The sequence below is a fragment of the Burkholderia sp. CpTa8-5 genome (genome assembly GCF_017815045.1).
In the GTDB taxonomy this organism is placed as follows: Bacteria; Pseudomonadota; Gammaproteobacteria; order Burkholderiales; family Burkholderiaceae; genus Burkholderia; species Burkholderia sola.
The window spans coordinates 100,979-122,038 of sequence record NZ_JAGIQD010000006.1 but is presented as its reverse complement, the minus strand read 5'-3'; the positions used below and the strand labels follow the sequence as shown (position 1 = coordinate 122,038).

The 21,060-nt window shown below is 68.2% G+C and carries 20 protein-coding genes and 1 tRNA gene; 1 reads left to right on the top strand and 20 read right to left on the bottom strand.

The genetic code is table 11. The annotated features are described in order from the left end of the window. The 5 genes from J8I35_RS11975 to rnr form a co-directional block, all read right to left on the bottom strand. A complete protein-coding gene (locus J8I35_RS11975; protein ID WP_069621410.1) occupies positions 1 to 717 on the bottom strand; it encodes an FCD domain-containing protein in 717 nt (238 codons plus the stop codon). A 282-nt stretch (positions 718 to 999) separates the two neighbouring features. After that, entirely contained in the window at positions 1,000 to 1,695 is a 696-nt protein-coding gene (rpiA, locus tag J8I35_RS11970; RefSeq protein WP_069621409.1) for a ribose-5-phosphate isomerase RpiA, read from the bottom strand. Positions 1,696 to 1,787: 92 nt separating this feature from the next. Further along, positions 1,788 to 2,660, bottom strand: a complete 873-nt coding sequence (locus tag J8I35_RS11965; RefSeq protein WP_209925544.1) for an N-acetylmuramoyl-L-alanine amidase — start codon at positions 2,658 to 2,660, stop codon at positions 1,788 to 1,790. 104 nt (positions 2,661 to 2,764) lie between these two features. Continuing rightward, positions 2,765 to 3,508: a 23S rRNA (guanosine(2251)-2'-O)-methyltransferase RlmB gene (gene rlmB / locus J8I35_RS11960; RefSeq protein ID WP_050012544.1), complete on the bottom strand. Its 744-nt coding sequence runs from the start codon at positions 3,506 to 3,508 to the stop codon at positions 2,765 to 2,767. 148 nt (positions 3,509 to 3,656) lie between these two features. After that, on the bottom strand, positions 3,657 to 6,134 hold the full coding sequence (gene rnr, locus J8I35_RS11955; protein ID WP_050012543.1) for a ribonuclease R: 2,478 nt from the start codon (positions 6,132 to 6,134) through the stop codon (positions 3,657 to 3,659). Positions 6,135 to 6,383: 249 nt separating this feature from the next. Between rnr and J8I35_RS11950 the strand changes: the two genes are divergently transcribed. Beyond that, positions 6,384 to 6,470: transfer RNA gene (locus J8I35_RS11950), tRNA-Leu, on the top strand. Positions 6,471 to 6,580: 110 nt separating this feature from the next. Here the strand turns inward: J8I35_RS11950 and J8I35_RS11945 are convergent. The 15 genes from J8I35_RS11945 to J8I35_RS11875 form a co-directional block, all read right to left on the bottom strand. After that, on the bottom strand, positions 6,581 to 7,132 hold the full coding sequence (locus tag J8I35_RS11945) for a cytochrome b/b6 domain-containing protein (protein ID WP_050012542.1): 552 nt from the start codon (positions 7,130 to 7,132) through the stop codon (positions 6,581 to 6,583). 149 nt (positions 7,133 to 7,281) lie between these two features. Then, entirely contained in the window at positions 7,282 to 8,250 is a 969-nt protein-coding gene (locus J8I35_RS11940; protein ID WP_050012541.1) for a fimbrial protein, read from the bottom strand. Next, a complete protein-coding gene (locus J8I35_RS11935; protein WP_209925542.1) occupies positions 8,247 to 10,805 on the bottom strand; it encodes a fimbria/pilus outer membrane usher protein in 2,559 nt (852 codons plus the stop codon). The genes J8I35_RS11940 and J8I35_RS11935 overlap by 4 nt, the downstream gene beginning before the upstream one ends. Before the next feature lie 118 nt (positions 10,806 to 10,923). Next, positions 10,924 to 11,652 (bottom strand): molecular chaperone, encoded by a 729-nt coding sequence (locus tag J8I35_RS11930; RefSeq protein ID WP_124637893.1) that lies wholly within the window; start codon positions 11,650 to 11,652, stop codon positions 10,924 to 10,926. Positions 11,653 to 11,669: 17 nt separating this feature from the next. Beyond that, complete coding sequence (locus J8I35_RS11925; RefSeq protein WP_209925540.1) at positions 11,670 to 12,191, bottom strand: fimbrial protein; 522 nt, start codon at positions 12,189 to 12,191, stop codon at positions 11,670 to 11,672. A 395-nt stretch (positions 12,192 to 12,586) separates the two neighbouring features. After that, entirely contained in the window at positions 12,587 to 13,270 is a 684-nt protein-coding gene (locus J8I35_RS11920; protein WP_050012537.1) for a response regulator transcription factor, read from the bottom strand. Between the two features lie 13 nt (positions 13,271 to 13,283). Continuing rightward, positions 13,284 to 13,781 carry a type II secretion system protein gene (locus tag J8I35_RS11915; RefSeq protein ID WP_235356172.1) on the bottom strand — a complete coding sequence of 166 codons (498 nt, stop codon included), beginning with the start codon at positions 13,779 to 13,781 and terminating at the stop codon, positions 13,284 to 13,286. Positions 13,782 to 13,794: 13 nt separating this feature from the next. Then, positions 13,795 to 14,190, bottom strand: coding sequence for a prepilin-type N-terminal cleavage/methylation domain-containing protein (locus J8I35_RS11910; RefSeq protein WP_050012535.1), 396 nt, complete (start codon positions 14,188 to 14,190; stop codon positions 13,795 to 13,797). Next, the gene (locus tag J8I35_RS11905; protein ID WP_050012534.1) at positions 14,165 to 14,653 is read right to left on the bottom strand and encodes a type II secretion system protein; all 489 of its coding nucleotides are present in this window, start codon (positions 14,651 to 14,653) and stop codon (positions 14,165 to 14,167) included. Before J8I35_RS11905 ends, J8I35_RS11910 begins: the two co-directional genes overlap by 26 nt. Continuing rightward, positions 14,650 to 17,064 (bottom strand): secretin N-terminal domain-containing protein, encoded by a 2,415-nt coding sequence (locus tag J8I35_RS11900; RefSeq protein WP_209925538.1) that lies wholly within the window; start codon positions 17,062 to 17,064, stop codon positions 14,650 to 14,652. Before J8I35_RS11900 ends, J8I35_RS11905 begins: the two co-directional genes overlap by 4 nt. Positions 17,065 to 17,095: 31 nt before the next feature. Next, complete coding sequence (locus J8I35_RS11895; protein WP_050012532.1) at positions 17,096 to 17,578, bottom strand: hypothetical protein; 483 nt, start codon at positions 17,576 to 17,578, stop codon at positions 17,096 to 17,098. Further along, positions 17,575 to 18,129, bottom strand: a complete 555-nt coding sequence (locus J8I35_RS11890; protein WP_209925536.1) for a hypothetical protein — start codon at positions 18,127 to 18,129, stop codon at positions 17,575 to 17,577. Before J8I35_RS11890 ends, J8I35_RS11895 begins: the two co-directional genes overlap by 4 nt. Further along, entirely contained in the window at positions 18,126 to 18,656 is a 531-nt protein-coding gene (locus J8I35_RS11885; protein ID WP_209925534.1) for a hypothetical protein, read from the bottom strand. Before J8I35_RS11885 ends, J8I35_RS11890 begins: the two co-directional genes overlap by 4 nt. Further along, positions 18,653 to 19,420, bottom strand: coding sequence for a hypothetical protein (locus tag J8I35_RS11880; protein WP_235356171.1), 768 nt, complete (start codon positions 19,418 to 19,420; stop codon positions 18,653 to 18,655). Before J8I35_RS11880 ends, J8I35_RS11885 begins: the two co-directional genes overlap by 4 nt. After that, positions 19,401 to 21,032, bottom strand: a complete 1,632-nt coding sequence (locus J8I35_RS11875) for a GspE/PulE family protein (protein WP_209925531.1) — start codon at positions 21,030 to 21,032, stop codon at positions 19,401 to 19,403. Before J8I35_RS11875 ends, J8I35_RS11880 begins: the two co-directional genes overlap by 20 nt. Positions 21,033 to 21,060: the final 28 nt, after the last annotated feature.

Genomic DNA, 21,060 nt, shown 5'->3' with positions numbered 1-21,060 from the left:
TCAGGCGCGCACCGGCACGTCGACCGAGAAATCGCGCGAAATCTCGTCCGCGCTGAAATCGATCAGCGCGAGCGACGCCGCTTCGGCTTCGCGCGGGTCGCGCCGCTCGATCGCATCGACGACGCGCGCATGCGCCTTCACCGCGATGTCGTGCGCGCCCTCCTTCTGCACGACGCGCGGGTTCACGAGACGCACAGCGCCGCGCACGATCGCCGCCATCTGCTGGAAGAACTGGTTGCCGCTCGCCTGGACGATCCGCGTATGCAGCAACTCGTCCGCCGTGTCGTAGCCGGCGTCGCCCGGCTGCAGCACCTTGAACGCATCGAACGCTTCGCGAATGCCCGCGATGTCGGCCGCCGTCGCACGCACCGCCGCCTGCGCGGTCGCACGTGGCTCGATCAGCATCCGGAATTCGATGACGTCGCGCATGAACTGCGGATCGGGTTTTGCCCGAAAGCGCCAGCTCACGACGTCCTCGTCGATCATCCGCCAGTCGCGCATCGGCCGCACGCGCGTCCCGACTTTCGGACGCACGTCGAGCATGTCGCGCGCAAGCAACATCGACAACGCTTCCCGCATGACCGTGCGGCTCACATCGAACTCTTTCGACAGCACGTCCTGCGGCGGCAAGATGCCGCCGTACTTGTCCTCGACGATACCCGCGACAAGCCCATCCATCACTTTGGCGACCAGTGACCGGTCTTTGCCCTGCTCCATGACACCTCCCCGTGCGTCGATTTGCGAACACCTGCTCCGCAGTTCCGCCGGCCCTGGTAACTACTCTGTTCTTATGATCTATAAGTTGATGAGTTCGACGATATTTCGCTATCTGGTAAACACCTGACAGGGTTATCCCTCTTTTGAACGAGGTGATTTATACGGCTAAAAAAAAGGCCCGGGAAGCGCGCCGCGCCTGCCGGACCCCGGTTTCCACAAGATTTAACCATCCAATCCATGACGGCCGATACCGCACCGTTACGGACTGCTTCTCATTCAGTTTCAGCCAGCCGGATAAACGATCGTTTCGACGCCGTTTTCCGTGCCGAGCAAGCACAGATTCGCGCCGCGTTCGGCGAACAGGCCAACCGTCACGACGCCCGGCCATGCGTTCACCTGCGCTTCGAAACCGCGCGGATCGGCGATCTGCAGGCCCTTCACGTCGATGATCTCATTACCGTTATCGGTGATGTAGGGCGCGCCGTCCTTCGTCACGCGCAGCACGGGCACGCCGCCGAGCGCGGTCACGCGCCGGCCGATCGCGGTGCGCGCCATCGGCACGACCTCGATCGGCAGCGGGAACGCGCCGAGCACCGGCACGCGCTTGCTGGCGTCGGCGATGCAGACGAACGTGTCGGCCACCGACGCGACGATCTTCTCGCGCGTCAGCGCGCCGCCGCCGCCCTTGATCATCGCGCCGCCTGCGTCGATTTCGTCGGCGCCGTCGACGTACACCTGAAGCGACTCGATCTCGTTCAGGTCGAACACCTTGATGCCATGCGATTTCAGGCGTTCGGTCGTGGCGACCGAGCTCGACACGGCGCCGCGATAGCGCGATTTGACGGCGGCGAGCGCGTCGATGAAGCAGTTGGCGGTCGAGCCGGTGCCGACACCGATCACGGCGCCTTCCGGCACGTTCTGGATCACGTAATCGGCGGCGGCCTGGCCGACGAGGCGTTTGAGTTCGTCTTGAGTCATGGCGTGGTAATGCTGCGGGATTGCGGAAAACTGCCAGTTTACCGGAGTCGGCGGACGCCCCCGCGTTTTTCGGCGTGCGATACGCCGCGTAGTCAGCGCGTGTCGGCCGCCGGTGCGGGGGCCGCCGCTTGCGTGCCGGGGAAGTACTTGTCGAGCAGCGCCTGCGCGATCGCGTCGCTTTCCGCGTCCGGATTGCCCGCGTAATCGGATGGCCGGAAATGCATCTGGAACGCCGCGATCACGCGTTGCGTGCGCGTGTCGAGCACGCCGTCGGTCGGCACGTCGTAGCCGTAGCGCGCGAGCTTGAACTGCAGGTCGCGCACGTCGACCGGCGCGTGCGGGTCGCGGCCGCCGAGCCGCGCGGCGACGGTCGCGTCGTCCGGCCATGCGCCGACGCCGGCTTGCGCGAGCGCATGCCACGGGAACAGCGGGCCGGGATCGATCTTGCGTTGCGGCGCGATGTCGCTGTGCCCGACCACGCGCGTCGGCGCAATCCCGTAGCGCGCGACGATGTCCTTCGACAGACGGATCAGCGCGTCGACCTGCTCGGGCGGATACGGCTGCCAGGTACGCTGCTGCGCGTCGAGCGGGCCGCGATTCACGTTCTCGATGCCGATCGACACCGCATTCAGCTCGGTCGTGCGCTGCCACTCGCTGACGCCCGCGTGCCACGCGCGCCGCGCTTCCGGAACGAGCTGGTAGACGACGGGCATCCCGCGCTCGGTGCGCGGCTGCGGCGGGATGACGTAGTGCACGCTGACCGACTCGCCGGTCAGCGTACGCAGCGATTTCGTCTCGTCGCTCTCGGTGTAATGCATCACGAGAAAGCGGATCCGCGAATCGGCGCCGCGCGCGTGCAGGCTCGTGTCGGCGTAGTAGGTGCCGCGTTCGACGAGCGACGGCGACGTGCACGCTGCGAGCAGGCCGAGCACGGCGCAGGAGACGCCAACACGAAACAGGGTCATCGGTCGCGGGTTCCGCAGAGCCGCGTGCCGCGTTGCATCGCGGCGCGCGTCGTTCGGGTCATTCGACGCCCGCGCATCGCGCGCGGGACGGGGCAGCCCCGGGCTCAGCCCTTCACGCGCCGCTGGCGCACGGCTTCGTACAGGCACACGCCGCTGGCGACCGACACGTTCAGGCTTTCGACGCTGCCGGCCATCGGGATGCTCATCACTTCGTCGCAGGTATCGCGCGTGAGCCGGCGCATGCCTTCGCCTTCCGCGCCCATCACGAGCGCGACGGGGCCGTCGAGCTTCGTGTCGTAGAGCGTCGCCGACGCCTCGTCCGACGTGCCGATGATCCACACGCCGGCCTCCTTCAGCTCGCGCAGCGCGCGGGCGAGGTTCGTCACCGTGATGTACGGCACCGTATCGGCCGCGCCGCTCGCCACCTTGGCCGCGGTCGCGTTCAGGCCGACCGCCCGGTCGCGCGGCGCGATCACCGCGTGCGCGCCGGCCGAATCGGCGACCCGCAGGCATGCGCCGAGGTTGTGCGGATCGGTGACGCCGTCGAGCACGAGCAGCAGCGCGGGCCCGTTGATGCCGTCGAGCAGCTCGGACAGGTTCTGCGCGAGCGGCATGTCCTCGACGCGCGCGACGACGCCCTGGTGGCGCTCGGTATGCGCGAGGCCCCACAGGCGCGTTTCGTCGGCCGCGATCAGCCGCACGCCCGCTTCCTTCGCGGTGTGCAGGAAGTCCTGCATGCGGCGGTCGCGGCGCGTCTGGTCGTACAGCACCTCCGCCACCGTCGATGCATCGTGCCGCAAACGTGCGGTCACCGCATGAAAACCGTAAAGAACCTTCAGACGTGACATGACTGGAACAACCTTCGATCAAACGTGCGGCCGCGCGACGTGCGCGGCCGCGATCCATGGAAAAGGAAAGCGCCGCGTGGCCGGCCGATGACCGGTGACGCGGCGTCTCTCGATACTGCGGGGCGTGCGCGTACGCCGCCCCGAACGCTCAATACTTCTTGCGGGCGCGGGCCTTCTTCGCGGTCGGCTTCGCGGGTGCGCCGCCGCCACCGCCGCCGCCCTTCTTCTTCGCGGCGCCACGCGCGGCGCGCGCTTCCTTCACCGCGACGCTCGGCGCGCTCGCGGCCGGCTTGCGACGCGGCGCGGCTTCGTCGACCGGCGGCAGCGCACGCACGCGCGGGCCGCCGCCGTTGCGATCGACGCCGGCAGCCGGCGCGGGCGACGGACGCGGCGCCTTCACCGGCGTATCGCGCACGAGGCGGAAATCGATCTTGCGCGCATCGAGATCGACGCGGCTCACCTGCACGCGCACGCGATCCGACAGGCGATAGCGGATGCCCGTGCGTTCGCCGCGCAGCTCGTTCTTGATCTCGTCGTACTGGAAGTAGTCCGAGCCGAGCTCCGTCACGTGCACGAGCCCTTCGATGAACAGCGTGTCGAGCTGCACGAAGATGCCGAACGACGTCACGCCGTTCACCATCCCGCCGTACTCCTCGCCGAGCTTGTCGCGCATGAAGTAGCACTTGAGCCACGCCTCGACGTCGCGCGACGCTTCGTCCGCACGGCGCTCGTTCGCCGAGCAGTGCAGGCCAAGCTCTTCCCAGATCGCCGTGTTCGAGCGCGAACGGCCGCGCGCTTCGTCGTCGGCCTGCTGCATCGCGCGGGCGCGCGGCGACAACGCGGTATTCAGCTCGAAGCCTTCCGGCGCCTTCGGCGCGTACTTCTTGCCCGACAGGATCGCGTAGATCGCGCGGTGCGTGAGCAGGTCCGGGTAGCGGCGGATTGGGCTCGTGAAGTGCGCGTACGCCTCGTACGCGAGACCGAAGTGGCCGATGTTGTCCGGGCTGTAGACCGCCTGCTGCATCGAGCGCAGCAGCATCGGCTGCAGCATCTGCGCGTCCGGCCGGTCGCGGATCTGCGCCATCAGCGCCGCGTAGTCGCTCGCATGCGGCTTGTCGCCGCCGCCGAGCGACAGGCCCATCCCGCGCAGGAACGCGCGCAGGTTCTCGAGCTTCTCCGGCGTCGGCCCCGCGTGCACGCGGTACAGGCCCGGATGCTTGTTGCGCTTCAGGAAATCGGCCGCGCAGACGTTCGCGGCCAGCATGCATTCCTCGATCAGCTTGTGCGCGTCGTTGCGCTGGCGCGGCACGATCTGCTCGATCTTGCCCTGCGAATTGCAGACGATGTAGGTCTCGGTCGTGTCGAAGTCGATCGCGCCGCGCTTTTGACGGGCGGCGAACAGCGACTTGTAGACGCCGTACAGATCCTGCAGGTGCGGCAGCAGGTCGGCGCGGCGCGCGGCCTCCGGCCCCTTCGTGTTCGACAGCACGGCCGCGACTTCGGTGTACGTGAGGCGCGCCGCCGAATGGATCACGGCCGGATAGAACTGGTATGCCTTGATCTCGCCGCGCCCGGTGATCACCATGTCGCACGCGAGCACGCAGCGATCAACCTGCGGATTCAGCGAACAGAGGCCGTTCGACAGCTTCTCCGGCAGCATCGGGATCACGCGGCGCGGGAAGTAGACCGACGTGCTGCGCTCGAGCGCGTCGGCGTCGAGCCCGCTACCCGGCTGCACGTAGTGCGACACATCGGCGATCGCGACGATCAGCCGGTAGCCGTCGCCGCGGCCGACCTTGACCGGCTCGCAGTAGACGGCATCGTCGAAGTCGCGGGCGTCCTCGCCGTCGATCGTCACGAGCGGCACGTCGCGCAGGTCGACGCGGAAACGCAGGTCGGCCGGGCGCACCTTGTCGGGCAGCGCGGCGGCTTCGTCGAGCGCCGGCTGGCTGAATTCGTGCGGCACGCCGTACTTGCGCACCGCGATTTCGATTTCCATGCCCGGATCGTCGATGTCGCCGAGCACTTCGACGACACGGCCGAGCGGCTGCGAATGACGGCTCGGGAAATCGGTCAGCTCGACGACGACGACCTGCCCGACCTTCGCCTTCTTCACGTTCTGCGTGATCAGGATGTCGTGGCCGATGCGCTTGTCTTCCGGCGCGACGATCAGCGCGCCGTTCTCGTTCAGCAGGCGGCCGATCACGCGCTTGTTCGCGCGCTCGGTGACTTCGACGACATGCCCTTCCGGCCGGCCGCGGCGATCGTAGCCGACGATCCGCGCGAGCACGCGGTCGTTGTGCATCACCTTCTGCATTTCGCCGTTCGGCAAGAACAGGTCGTCCTGGCCGTCGTCGCGGATCACGAACCCGTAGCCGTCGCGATGCCCTTGCACGCGCCCTGCGACGAAATTCGACGGATGGGTCAACTGGTAGTGGCCGCGCTTGTCGAGGCGGATCTGGCCGTCGCGCTCCATCGCGGCGACACGCCGGAAGAACCCCTCGCGCTCCTGACGCTTGATCGACAGGGCTTCGGCGATGTCGTTGGCGGCCAGCGGCGCGTCGCTCGTACGCAGCACGCCGAGAATCTCTTCACGGCTCGGAATGGGGTACGGATATTTGCTCAAGGGTTTGTCGATGATTGTTCTCGTTGCGTTGACTGATGGTGCACGGCATCAACATAGAGGTGTCCGTCTGACAGTTCTATATTGACGGCGGCGGGTCATTCTATCACCCGCCCGTGTCGCCAAATGACGGGAATGCCGCCGGCACGCGCGGCGACGGCCGGTTTGCGATGCATCGCAAAAAAGTGTTGACAGGGATAATTGGGGCGCTATAATTTCGCTTCTTTGCAGCAAGCAGCTACTGCAAAACGTGCCCAGGTGGCGGAATTGGTAGACGCACTAGGTTCAGGTCCTAGCGGTGGCAACATCGTGGAGGTTCGAGTCCTCTCCTGGGCACCATCTGTATTTAAAAAGGTCGGCTTCTAGCCGGCCTTTTTTCATTTTCGGCCCAGGAAGTAAAGCGCCTGCGCGCCCGCCTTCCCTTTCATCGACTCACTGCGGCGGCCTCGTCAAAGCATGCGCTTCAGCACGCCGTTCTTCGACACGAAATGGTGCTTGAGCGCGGCGCCCGCGTGCGCGACCACCAGCAATGCCAGCAGATAGCAGCCGATCTTGTGCAGGACGAACCAGTGCTCGGTAACCGGCCCCGCGCTGAACGGCGTATTCACGTAAACCGCCCAGAACAGCCAGTAGCCGTCCGGCACCATCACGAAGCCGCTGAACAGCACGAACGCGACGAGCGCGTAAATCAGCGAGTGCACCAGATGCGCGATCGACCGCTGCTTCGAAGGAATCGACGCGATGTCGGGCGGCGTCCGGCGGAAGAACGACCACACGTAGCGCAGCGGAAACAGCACGATCAGGCTGCTCGCGAGCGACATGTTGAGCGTCGACACGAAACGCCAGACGTCCGGCTGGGTAATGAAGTGCAGCGAGAATCCGGCCACCATCGTGTACAGGATCACGACCGCGAAGATCCAGTGCAGTGCGCGGGAAAAGCGATCGTAGCGGCCGTCATCCGAAGACGCTTGCCGAAAACTGGTCTGAGAAACCGTATGCATGATTCATCCTTTATCGATTGCCATTGCAGTGTTGTGTTGGAACAGTGGATGAAATTATCGACGTCGATTCCGGTATGGATAAGCATCCTCAAAGATTTCAAAACGCCCGGTCCGGCGCTGGCCGGCGCGCGCCGCGTGGCCGGCCAGCGTCAACGCATCTCGATCAGGAATGTCATCACGCCGTCGCCCGAACCCGCCGTCACGCGCTCGCCGTACTGGTAGTACTGCGCGGTGAACGGCAACGTGGTCGCGCCGACGGTCGCATCGCCGAGGCTGTGCCACGCATTCAACGTCACCGGCGCTTCGTCCTTCAGCACGCGGATCCCCACCCCTTGCGCGGCAGCGTCGCCATGCAGCTTCAGCACGTCCGCCGTGCCCGGCACCGTCTCGCCGAGCAACTGGATCGACAGCGGCGTCGGCCGCGCTTCTCCATACGGGCTGCAGGTCAGGTTGATCGCGAATTCCCGCGACGCACGGGTCGAGCCCGGACCATCGAAAGCGTTCGCGGGCACCGCGCCGAGCGGCACGACAAGATGCTTGGAATCGGTATTGACCGTGCAGGCGACACCGCGCACATAGCTGCTCGTGATGTGCTTGTGCACCACGTTGTGGTCGGGGTCGCCAATCGCGGCCGATGCATCGACGCTCAGCACCTGCCCCTGCAGGAAGCCGGGCGTCACCGGCCCGGTCTTGACGAGTTCCACGTCGATCACGTACTCGCGCGCCGTGCCATCGCCCGGATGCACGCCGAGCAACCCGTCGGTCTGGCCGCCGAGATCCTCGCCATCGCGCGCCACGCGAAGCGCGAGCCCGGGCAGGTTGCTCGCCCAGAGGTTCATGCCCGGCAGCGGACCGAACTCGCTCGCATACCGCAACGTGCGTGGCTCGGGCACGTTCTGGCCGTTGCGCGAGCAGGTGACGGTCAGCGTGAAACGCGCCGACGCGACGATGCCGCCGGCGTCGACACTGTCGGCCGCGATCGGGCCGAACTCGAGCGGATTGAAGTCTTCGGGCGCGCTCAGGCACGTGGCGAACGCGGGCGCCGTACCGAGCGTCAGCGCGACGAGTGCCGCCCAGCGGCGCAGACGCGCGGCAAATCGGAAAGTCGAGGGTTTCATGATCGGGATGACGAGGTTGACGCGGCGTCGGCCCGCAGCGCCGGATGCGCGCGCGAGCAGACGGCCGCGAGTTCGGGAAAATTGCGATGCGCGGTCGATTCGCCGATGTCGTACGACAGCGCGCAGCGTTCGTCCGCACGCATGCCCCAGCGCACGAGCAGGTCGCCGGCGCGGTCGATCCCCGTGACGAAGCCCTGACCGTTCGGGCCGACCATGCCGACCGCCTTGCCGTTCGCCGTCAGCACGGCCGCGCCGAACGGCACCGGCTTGCCCGCGTCGTCGACCAGATCGAGCATCAGGCGCCCGGCCTCGACCTCGAACGGCGCCAGCACGACCGCCCCGCGCGTCGGCACGACGTGCACGATCGCGTTGCGGATCTCGAGCCGGCGATCGAGCTCCGCGGTCCGCAATGCGATGCGGTTCTGCCGGTACGGCGTGACATGCGGCACGACCGCATAACCCGCGCGGTCGGTACGCACGCCGGCATGCGCCACCACGCCGACGCCGGCCGCGCGCTCGCTGCGCACGAGCGCGACGGTTTCGCCGAGCGGCTGCGACAATGTCACGCCGCCGCCGTGCACGAGCACGCCGCCCGCGGCGCTGACCGAAGTCTGCGAACCGCCGCGCGCCTGGTTGTGGGTGGCCGAGAACTGGCCGGCCGTCGCCCGATAGTTCAGGTTCAGGGCGCCGCCGAGGCCGTTCGCCGATCGATCGGCGTCGACGCCATAGCTGAGGCTATCGTCGGCGAGCAGCGTGCCGAACACGCCCGCGCGCTGCTCCGTGCCGGCAGTGCCGGCGATCAGCGTCGCGCTGCCGTACGCGCGAGGCGCCGCCGTGCGCCCGCCGCCGATCGGAAGCGACAGGTTCAGCGACACCTGCCGGCTGCTCGCGCCGCGGGCGCGCGACTCGTGGCTGACGCTCACGTTGTACGACACGCGCGATACGCTACCCGAATAGCCGAGCTGCACCAGCCGGTCTTCCCCCGCGCCGTCGCGGTACGTGCGCCGGCTCGCGTTGACGTACAGCGAGCCCGCGCGTCCGAGGTTCTGCGACACGCTCAACTCGCTGCGGCTGCGCTTGCCGGCGCGATACGCCCACCGGTCGACCGACGCCGCATAGCGCACCGCGACGTCGGACAGGCTGCGATAGCCGTCTGAATAATGATGGTGCGCGGCGCGCAGCTCGGTGCCGGTGGCCGCGAACGCCTTCGCGAACATCAGGCGCGCGGCGCTGCCGGCCCCCGCCTGCCCCGCGTGGTTCCGGTGGCGCGCATGCGTGACGTCGACCGACACCGCGCCCAGGCGCGCCATGTTGCGCGCGACCCCGGCCGCCAGCGCCGCATAGCCGCTCGCGAAGGTCGCGCCGCCGTAGATCGTCGTCTCGCCCGGCAAGCCATAGGCGGCGCTCGCCGACGCGAACCACTGCGGCCGGCCGGAATCGGCGCGCAGGCGGCCCGCGGCCGCGCGATACGACCACGCGTTCTGGCGCAGCAGGGTCGGAATACTCGCCGACGACTGAATGAAGCTGCGCGCCTGCCCGTCGGCCTCGATGATCGTCACCTCGAGATCCGCGTTCGACGCGACCGCATACAGATCGTCGATCTCGAACGGGCCGGGCGGTACGTAGCTGTTGTAGATCAGATAGCCGTTCTGACGGATCTCGACCTTCGCGTGGCTTTGCGCGATGCCGCGCACGACGGGCGCGTAGCCGCGCTGGCTGTCCGGCTGCATGGTGTCGTCGGACGCGAGCTGCACGCCCTGGAAGGCCACGCTGTCGAACACGCTGCCGGACGTGAAGCTGTCGCCGAGCGTCACGCGGCTGCGCCACGCGGGGATGTCGCGTTCGAGATAGGCGTTCGAGAACTGCGTCTGCAAACCGGACGCGTTGCGGTTCGCCATCGCGCTGCCGCGCAGGCGCCACGCGCCGAGGTTCAGGCCCGCGCGCACGCTGCCGTAGGCTTCCGTCGTGTGGCCCGACGGCAGGTCGCCGTAGCGCCGCTGCGCGGCGTTGACACGGTAGTCGATGCGCATCGCATCGATGCCGTTGTCCCAGCGCGACGGATCGACCGAGCCGCGCGGGACCCGCTTCATCTTCGCCTGCGGCACCGTCAGCGACAGCGCCTGGCGATCCGGGTCTACCGTGACGGTCGCGTCCGGCATCGCGTCGCGCAGGTTCATGCAAGCGGACGCATTGTCCTGTGCATCCGCGAGTCGCGGAAACGCCGCGAGATTCACGCCGAACGCATCGAGTTGCGCGGCGCTCAGGCACGGCCGTACCGATTCGTCGGGGGCGCCGCGCTCGAAGCGGATGTCGTTCAGGCCGTACGATTCGCCATTCACCGCCACCTCGACCGGATGGATGCCGGGCAGCAGCACGTTCGCCTCGGCGAACGCGTCGAGGTCCACGTCCGCCTGCGTGTTGCCGAACGCGAGGAACGCGGGATTGAATGCCGTCTGTGCGTGCGCGGACCCGCCGCCCGCGATCGGCAATCCGATCGCGAGGGTCGAGGCGAGCGCGAGCACGCATCGGCGCAGCAGGTGAAGGCGTCGTGTCATGAACGAAAGGCGCGGCGCGCGCCGGATGAACGCGCGCCGCGTGAGGTCTGAAGGATGAAAAGGTCGTAAAAGCGGATCGTGAAGCGCCCGTCGGCCGCGGCTGCGCGACCGCGTCGCATCAGGTGGCGTCGGCCGGCACCGTCACCGTGACGGTCGGCGTCACGGCGCCGTAGTCGTTGATCGTGCTGAACCGCAGCGCGACCGGCTGCGCCGGCAGCGCACGGAGGTTGCGCAGCGGGTAGGTCGTCGCCTGCAACGGCGGCGCTGTCTCGAGATCGACATCCTCGGTCGCCCCCGCATCGACGTCGATCTTCGCGAACGTGACGTGATAAGGCGTCGGATTGAATACCGCCAGCATCGCGCCGGCGCGCGACGGCACGATGCGCCAGGTCAGCGCCGCCGGTGCATCGGCCGCCGAGCCGGTCAGGCCCTGCGGGCGGTAGAACGCCTTGAGCCGCGTCTGGATCGCGATCTGCAACACGTTCTCCTGCTTCGCCGCGACCGGTATTTCCTTCACGTTCAGCCACAGCATCGACTCGCGATCGGCCGGCAGTGCGTGCTTGACGCGCATCACGCGCAGCAGGTTTTCCTTGCCGGGATCGAGCCGCGACAGCGGCGGCGTAACGAAGAACGGCGCTTTCGCGCCGGCCTGCGCGGGGCCGCCGTCGATCCACGCCTGCACGACATACGGCTGGCCGTCCGTGTTCTTCACGGGCACGACGGCCTCGCGCCGGTCTTCCTGCAGGATCACGCGGGTCGCGCCCACCACGATGCCCGCGAGCGCGCCGTGAGTCATGCACAGCCCGAGCATGCAGGCAAGCACGCGGGGTACGAAGCGATGCGTCATCGGCTGGCCCCCTCGGCTCAACGGTAGTTCAGCGTGAACGACGCCGTACCGTTCGCCTCGCCCGCCTCGGTCTGGTCCGACGTCGAAACGTAGTTCGCGGCGAAGTTCAGCACGTTGCTGCCCGGCGTCAACTGGAGTGTGTCGGACTCCGTATTGATGCCGATCTGCTTGCCGTCTTCGTGCATCAACTGGATACCGACGCCTTTCGCGTCGTCCTTGCCGCCGGTGCCGACCGCGAGCAGCGTCGCATCTTCGCCGTGCGACAGCCCTTCGAACTGCGCACGCACGCCGCTCAACTGCTCATTGCACTCGCTCAGCGCGATCTGGAACGGCACGCGACGGCTTTCCCGACCCGCTTCGGCGAGCTGGTCGATACCGATTGCGCCGAGCGGCACCTGAATATTGCTGTTGTCGATCTTGCAGGTCGTCGCGACGATCTTGCCGTGGAAGTTCACCGTGCCGTCGGCCGCGAACGCGGACGTCGAACCGAATGCCGCCATCAGGGCGAGCAGCACGAAAGGTTTCTGGAACTGTTTCATCGAATGTCTTGGGGAAAAGTAAGGAGCTTCACTGCCGGTCCCGGACAGCGGAACCGTGAACCCGTCGAGTTCACAGGCATTATTCCGGCCCGGTCGCCGCCACCCAACAAATGTGAAGAGATCCTCAACGATTGCCCGACAGGCGCCGCACGCGCGCCGAGCGCGAGCGCGATCTCGCACCGGCGTGACCGAACGTGCCGTTCGAACCGGTGGAAAATGACAGAGAAAGAACAGGTGGATGAATGGATCGCGACGCGCGCCGCCGCGCATCACGACAGCGTCGCGACGTGCATCGTTGCCATGCCGAACGGCGACGGAAGGCCAGCGAGCCGAGGCGGTGCGCCACCCCGCGTCGCCGGATCGGGAGACGAAGCGGCCGCTATCCGGCCGGGTGCTCAGGCCCGCTCGAGCCGGTATCCGTAGTTGTAGACCGTCGTGATCACGAGGCCATTTTTCGCGCGCAGCCCGAGACTCGAGCGCAGCTTGCTCACGTAGGTGGCAAGCGTCGCGTCGTACTTCCGGTCGACCACGCCCCAGATGCGCTTGATCATCATGTCCTTCGACACGATCCGCCCGACGCTCTCGAACAGCATCAGCGCGACCTCGAACTCGCGCAGAGACAGTTCGACCGGCGCACCGTCCACGGTCGCGGCGTGCGCGCTCACGTCGAGCGCGAACTTGCCGACCTCGACGACCTTCGCCCGCTGCGTCTCGGGATAGTACTTGCGCGCCTGCGCGTTCACGCGTGCAACCAGCTCGCGCTCGCGCAGCGGCTTGATCAGGTAATCGTCGGCGCCGCTGTTCAGACCGAACACGATGTCGTTCTCGCCGTCGTGCTGCGTCATCATGATGATCGGCAGCGCGTCGGCGAACGATTCGCGCGCCCAGCGCATCACCTCGATCCCCGACTTGCCCGGCACGTCCCAGTCGAGCAGCAGCACGTCGACGCGCTGGGTGCGCACCAGTTCGATGAAGCCGTCGCCGTCGTGCCGCACCTCCGTGTCGTAGCCGGCCTTGTTGAGCCAGCCGGCCACGACGCCTGCCTGGGTCACGATGTCTTCAAGTATTGCGACAATCATGTTCGTCCTGATCTCAGTATGCCGCCCCGTCTCCCGGCCCGTTCGCCGCAGCGTCGACCGGAGCGGGCGGCAGATAAACAAAAGTCCATTCGCTGTACGCGCCGCTGTCGCCGAACGCGTCGTATCGCGCCGGGAAACCCTGGCGCTTCAGCGGTTGCCCGGGCGCCTCGCTGAAAACGCCCATGATGCCGCCGTCCGGCGCCTTCACGAGCCCCCACTGCGTCGACCCGGTCAGCGGATCGGCGTACAGGCGCCGCAGGTGACGCACCGTCGGCAGCCCGCGACGATCCTCGAGCAGCGCGTCGAGCGACGCCGGATAGCGGCCGCCTCCCGCCGCATTGTAGTAGCTTGCGATCGCCGCGCGAAACTGGTCGCCGACGAACAGGAGCTGCGCCTCGCGGTCGCGCTGCTGCACCGTCGTCCAGATCCGCGCCGCCTGCGTCATGCCGAGCCCGAGCGCCGCGACCAGCATCAGCACGCCGAGATACGCGATGCCGCGCTGTCTGCGCAAGCCGCACCGCCGATCACCACGTCGCATAGTCGCTCCCGTCGAGCGCGCGCCCTTTCGCCCCGCTCTTCACGTCCGCGATGCCACCCGTCTCGCCGGCCTGCGGCCGCCACGAGCCGCGCTTGCCGGTGACCGGATCGAGCGGCAGCTCGCGCAGGTAGCGCTGCTCGACCAGCGCATCGAGCGTGGCGGGATCGCGGCCGTGATCCGCCCGATAGTCGTCGATCGACTGGCGCAGCGTGTTCAGGTTGTGACGCAGCACCGTTTCCTTCGCGCGGTCACTCTGCTTCAGGTAGCCGGGCGCGACGAACGCGGTGAGCGCCGCGATGATCGCCATCACGACGAGCAACTCGATCAGCGTAAAGCCGGCGGCGCGGCGCACACGACTACCACTGGTTGTACGGGACGCCATTGAGGCCCTCCTTGCGGTTGGTCGAGCGGATGTCGAACACGTCCTCACCGGAAGAAAACGAATCGGGATCGCTCGCGTAGCTGCGCGTTTCCCACGTGTCTTCGGGCGCCTTGCCGTCGCATTCGCACATCGGATCGGCGGGAATCTTGCGCAGGAAATACAGTCGCGCACCGTCCGTCGACTTCTTGTCGACGACGCCGTCGACGAGCGCGCGCAGGTCGGCCGGGTAGCCGCTCGCGTCGACGCTGCGCTCGATCCGCCCGTCGCTCGCCGCCTCCTTGTATGCATCGAGTGCCGAGCGGATCACGACCAGCGTACGGCGCAGCTCGGCCTCGTCCGCGCGCCGCTTGACGAGATCCGTCAACGGCAGCGCGACGGTCGCGAGCAACGCCAGCAGCGACATCGCCACCATCAGCTCGATCAGCGTAAAGCCGCGCGCACGGGCACGTCGACGGACGCTCATGCGAAGCCCCGCGTGCGGGACAGCAGCATCGGCGCGTCGGCGTACAGCGGCGCGGCCGGTTCGGGCCCGCCCACGAAGCGATCGACGAACGCCTGCAGCGTGGCGATCAGCGAGCGCACCGCGGTAGCGACCCGGTGCTCGCCGCGCGCAGGCGCAGCGGCGGCGCTCGCCTGCGCGTCCGGCACCGCTGCGCCGGCATGCTCGAGCGCGGCCGGTCGCGCGCGCCGCGACGCGCCGCCGACCTCGCTCGCGCGATCCAGCTCGATTCGCGCCATCGCGACTTCCGCGCGCAGGTCGGCAGGCTTCGCCGGCGTGGCGGCCGCGTGCGGCGCATCCTCTCGCGGCGCTACCGTCCGGCGGTGCGCCGCCGTGCCGGCCGGGGCGAGCGCGGCCACCTTGACGGCGGCAACCGGCTGCTGCCCGGCCGCGGCACGCGTACGCATCATTCCCGCGCCGCGCACGCCGGGCTCGACTGCAGGGCTCGTCGCGTCGTCCTGCCGGGCCTCCGCGGGCGCCTGCGGTTGCGCGTCGGCCGACTCTGCCGAGTCGGCGGTGTCGCGCTCCGCGGCTGCACGGTTGCCCGCGGGCGGCGACGGCTCGATCGGCGCGTCCAGATCCGGGCCGTTCGGCGACGGCAGGCGCGCCGGCACGGCCTGCGCGGACTCGAGCGTCAGCGCTTCGGTGGTCACGCGCGACTCGGTGCCCGACAGGAAGGTCGTCACCGCCGACATCGGCAGGTCGAGATTGCGCTCGATATGCGGCGTGATCAGCAGCACGATCTCCGAGCGCTCGTTGCTGCGACCGTTCGAGCCGAACAGCCGGCCGAGCACGGGCAGGCCCGATACGCCCGGCAGCCCGGCGATGCTGTCGCTTTCGTTGCGCTTGACGAGGCCCGCGAGGATCTGCGTTTCGCCGTTCTTCGCGGTCATCAGCGTCTCGGCGTTGCGCGTGCCGAGCGAATACGCGACCAGGCCGGTCTTCGTGGTTTCCTTCGACAGGATGCTGCTGACCTCCATGTTCACCTTGACGCTCACCTCCTCGTTCAGGCTGATGCGCGGTTCGACCTTGAGCATCAGGCCCACGTCCTGGTAGCTGACCGATTCGGTCACGACGCCGTTCGCGTTGGTGGTCGTGACGATCGGCACGCGTTCGCCGATCTTGATGTTCGCCTTCTCCATGTTGCGCACGCGGATCTTCGGATTGGCGAGCGTCTTCGTCTTGCCCTGCTTCTGCAGCAGATCGATCGCGAGCGCGAGGCCGCCCGATTCGCTCGACACGCCGACGCGGTCGCGATTCAGCCGCAGCAGGTCGCCGAGCGTCAGCGCACCGCCTTCCACGCCGCCGAGCGCGTTGAACTGGATCTTGCCCGGATACTGGACGCCGAGATCGAGGCTGTCGTTCATGTTCACCTCGAGCACCTGCACGTCGAGCGTCACTTCCGATTGCGGGATGTCGAGCCCCATCACCACGCGCTCCGCGACCTGGATCGTCTCCGGCGTGTCGCGCATGACGACCGCGTTCACCCGCTCGTCCACGTACACGTCCTTCGGCTTGACCATCTGGCGCAGCGCGGCCATCACCGATTTGGCGTCCGCATGCGACAGGAAGAACGTGCGAATCGCGAACTCCGTGTAATTGCGGGCCTTCTCAGGCTGCGACGGGTAGACGAGCAGCGTGTGCTTGTCGAGCACCTTCTTCTCGAGCTGGTTGGTACGCAGCAGCAGGTTGATCGCGTCTTCGGCGGTCGTGCGCTCCGCGAGCAGCGTCGCGGCCTGACTGGTGTCCACGTCGCGGTCGAACACGAAATTCACGCCGGACACGCGCGAAATCACGTCGAAGATGTTGGCCAGCGGCTGCTGCTTGAAATTGAGCGACACCGGCTTGCGCAGCGCGTCGGACAGTTGCGGGCGCACCGCGCGGCTGGCCTGCGACTGGCGCAGCATCGTGTCGCGCAGGCGTTTGGCGCCCGCGTGGTTCGGTTGCTCGGCGAGGATGCGCCGCGCGATCTCGAGCGCCTCCTGCGGTTTCTCGCCGCCGATGCGCTGCGCGCGCGCGAGGTCGACCGCCATCTGCTGGCGGCGCTTGACCTGCTCGAGCGTCTGGGCGGCTTTCAGGTTGCCCGGATCTTCGCCCAGCACGTTCTCCAGGTGATCGATCGCGGCCGCATGGTTGCCCTGCGCGACTTGGCGGTCGGCTTCCTTCAGTTCCGCGCGCACATACGCTTGCCGGCTGAATTCGACGGCGGTCGTGACGGCGATGTCGTCGGGCGCGGCGGCCTGCTGTTGCTGCAGCGTGCCGAGTCGTTCGGCGGGCGTCGCGGCGGCATCGGGCGCGGCATTGAACGGGGTACTTGCGCATCCTGTCAGCGCAAGCGCCGAAATCAGGAGCAACAGACTGACTTTACGTTTCATGATGGTGTTCGGCAGAGGTTGGATTCGGGGTTCATTGGATCGGGACGGGCAGCGACAGCTCGACATCGGCACTGCCGCGGGTCACGATCACCGTGCCCTGTTCGCCCAGTTTCTTCAGCCGGTAGCCTTCGGCGATCTCGTCGCCCGGCCGTACCGCGTCGCGCACGTCGCAGCGCGATCCGCACAGCAGGAACGTCTTGCCGATGCCTTCCAGCACGACGATGCGCTGGCCGCTCTCGCGCCACTCCCCGGCGATCTCGAACGGGACGGCGGCGGCCGGCGGCGCGTCGATCGGCGTGTCGAGCGACGGCGGTTCCGGTTCGGGTGCGGGTTCGGGCGCCGCGACCGGCGGCGGGTCGTCGCGCGCCGGCTCCGCGCCGAGCGACGCCCAGCTCTGCGCCGGGAAGACGTCGACGATCGGCGCCGGGCTGCCGCTCTCGTGCGCGGCGCTGCCGCCGGAGAGGCAAGCGGTGGCGACTGCGAGCGCCAGCGGGATCAGGACGGTGCGCATCATGTATCGGGCCCCAGCAGGCTGACCCGCAGGTCGGCGGTGACGGTGGCGCTGTCGATCCGGTCGCGCTCGATCGACACGCCCTCGATGCGCACCATCGGCTGGTCCGCGATCTCGCGCATCGCTTCGCGCAGCCCGACATAGCTGCCGCTCAGCGCGATGCTGATCGTGAGCCGGCGCAGCTTGCCCTTCATCTCGACTTCGCGGCGATACGTCGCGTGCTTGCGATCCATGCCGCGCTGCGACAGGATCTGGAAAATCGAATACGCCTGCTCGCTGCTGCGCAGTTGCTGTACCTGCTGCAGCGTCATGCCGCCGTCGCCGGCCTGCTTGCCCGGCTTCGGCAGCGCGGCCAGTTCCGCCGCGCGCGCCGAACGCTCGGTCTCGAGCCGATCGCCGTCCGGCTGCAGGTGGAACGCGTGAGCGCCGATCAGCGCGACGACGAGTCCGCCCGCCAGCAGCCCCGGCACGCCGAGCTTGGCGGTCGCCGCATAGGCGCCCCAGCGCAGCCGCGCGGCGAGCGCCGTCGTGTCGATTGCTTTCAGGTTCGTCATGGGTGTTCGATACTCAGGCTGAAATGAAAGATGTCCTTGCCGTCCTCCGCTTTCGTGCGGTGCTGCAGCAGGCCGATCTTGCGGTCCGGGTGACGGTCGTTCAGACGATCGACGAAGATGTAGATGTGCGACAACTCCGCCGCGCCGCCTTCGATGCGCGCCTCGCGGCCGGCCTTGTCGACCGTCAGCGACTTCAGCGCGATTTGCGGCGTCCATGCGTGCTCGATCCAGTCAACCACCGACAGCCCGGAGCCCGCGGCGCTCGTCTTCTGCTCGGCGAGCACGCGCTCGATGCGGCGCTGCTCCGGCGTCATGCTCTTCTGCCGGCGCTGCTCGCGCTCGATCGCGCGCTTGCGCTGGTCGATACGGCTTTCGAGGCGGTCGACGTCGTCGCGCAACTGGTCGACGCGCGACCACTCGCTCGCGGCGAATGCACCGGTGAGCAACGCGCAGCACAGCGCGACGGCCGCCCACGGCGTGACGCGCGTGCGAGGCGCCGCGAAATCCAGTTCGTCGACGCGCGTCATGCCGGTTCTCCGGATGCGCACACGGGTACGTCGCCCCACCCGTCGTCGAGCAGCGTGACGTCGTCCGCGGCCGGCGGCGCGCCGTCGAGCGCACTCGCGAACGCCGCGCCGGCCAGCGGTTGCCCGGCCATCAGCGCGGCGGCGGCGAACCAGTCGTCGAGCCGCCGGCCGCCCGCACGCGGCAGCGTGACCACGTCGGCCCACTCGCCCGCGCGACGAAACACGCAGGTGACGACGCGCGGCTGCAATAGTGCGTAGCGGCAGTCTTCCGCGCTCAGGCGGCCCGCATGCAGCGTGAGCGACGCCGACAGCGCATCGCGCACGCTGACGAGCCGCCAGCCGGTGGCGCGGCTCACGGTCGCGAGCGACGCGAGCAACGTGTCGCAGGCCGCCACCGCCAGACGTGCGCGGCCGTGCCGCGCGGCTTCGATACGGATGCGCAGCGCACCGCGCTGCGCGCGGGCGGCGAACAGCGCGCGCGCATAGCCGTCCCAGGCGGCGTCCGACACCAGCCCGTCCTGCCACGGCAGCACGACGCCATGCGTCCACGGATGGCCGACGACGATCCGCAGGCGGTTGCACATCGGCAGGCGCTGCTTCGGCAGGTCGCCCAGCACCCGCGCCAGCGCGTCGGCCGGCAGTCCGTCGTGCGCGACGACGATCTGCGGCGGGCCGGCGCGACGCACGCGCCAGCCGTCGCTCGTCCACACGCGCAGCGTGTCGGCGTCGAGCACCGCGACGGCGTTATTCCACGGCGATCGCACGCTGCACCTCCTGGAACGTCGTGAGCCTCGCGCGAATCGCCGCCAGCCCCGCGTCGCGCATCGACTGGTAGTCGGCGTTGTCCGCAAGCGCGCGCGTCCGCTTCTCGATCGAGCGTTCGAGCAACGCGACCTTCATCGCGGCGTCGAGCGTCAGCACTTCCGCGAGCCCGATCCGGCCGTGATAGCCGGTGCCGCGGCACGTGTCGCAACCCGCGCCGGGCACGACCGCACGCTTGAGCTCGTCGAGCGGCGCGTCGCGCAGGTCGGCGCCGTGCGCCGCGTCGCCGCAGCTCGCGCAGATCCGGCGCACGAGGCGCTGCGACACGACGCCGTTCAGCGCCTCGAGGAACGTCGACGGCTCCACGCCCATGTAGATGAACCGGTCGATCACGCTGAACCCGTCGTTCGCATGCACGGTCGACAGCACGCGGTGGCCGGTCAGCGCGGATTGCACGGCGATCGACGCGGTCTCCTCGTCGCGGATCTCGCCGACCATGACCGTGTCCGGATCGTGACGCAGGATCGAGCGCAGGCCGCGCGCGAACGTGAGCCCCTTGCGCTCGTTGACCGGAATCTGCAGCACGCCCTGCAGTTCGTATTCGACCGGGTCCTCGATCGTGATGATCTTGTCGTCGCCGGTGTTGACCTCCGACAGCACCGCGTACAGCGTCGTCGACTTGCCGCTGCCGGTCGGCCCCGTCACGAGCATCAGCCCGTACGGACGATGCGCGAGCGCGCGCACGCGCCGCGCCGTCGGCGCATCGAAGCCAAGCACGTCGAGGCTCACGCTGTCGCCGCGCTGCGACTTGTCGAGCACGCGCATCACCGCGTTTTCGCCATGGGTGCCGGGAATGATCGACACGCGGAAATCGATTTCGCGGCCCTGCATCACGACCTTGAAGCGGCCGTCCTGCGGCACGCGCTTCTCCGCGATGTCGAGCGCGGCGAGCACCTTGAGACGCGACAGCGTCTGCGCGGCCGCCTCGAGCCCCGGAATATGGCGGATCGACTGCAGCACGCCGTCGATCCGGTAGCGGATCGACAGGCCGTCCGGCACCGCTTCGAGATGAATGTCGCTGGCGCGGCTCTGCAGCGCGTCGTAGAGCGTCGTGTTGACGAGCCGGATGATCGGGCTTTCGTCCTTCGCGATGCTCGCGAGCGAGATCGACTCGATCGCCTGCGCGAGCGAATCGCCCTGCGTATCGATCGTCACGTCATCCATCAGCCGCTCGCTCGACTCGATGTCGCCGAGCAGCCGCTCGACCTCGCCCGGCGCGCTCATCGCCAGTTCGATCGGCCGCGTGCCGAAGCGCGCAAGCAGTTCGTCGCGCACGTGGCGGGCGAACGGATCGGCGACGACCACGCACGGCGCGCCGTCGAGTTCGACCGGCAGCACGCGCCAGGTCAGCGCGTCGTGCAGCGGCAGCAGGTCGAAGCGCGTGCGCGCCGCGCGCAGCGCCTCGGCATCGACCGCGCCGATGCCGAGGCAGGCGGCCGCTTGCGCGAGCAGCGCCGCATCGGCGGCCAGCAACCCGCCGACGTACTGCGCGAAATCGACGCCCGATGCGTCGGATTCCGACTGCCAGCGTTGAACGATGTGTTCCGTTTTCATTGAATTTTCTCCAGTTGGACAGTGGAAT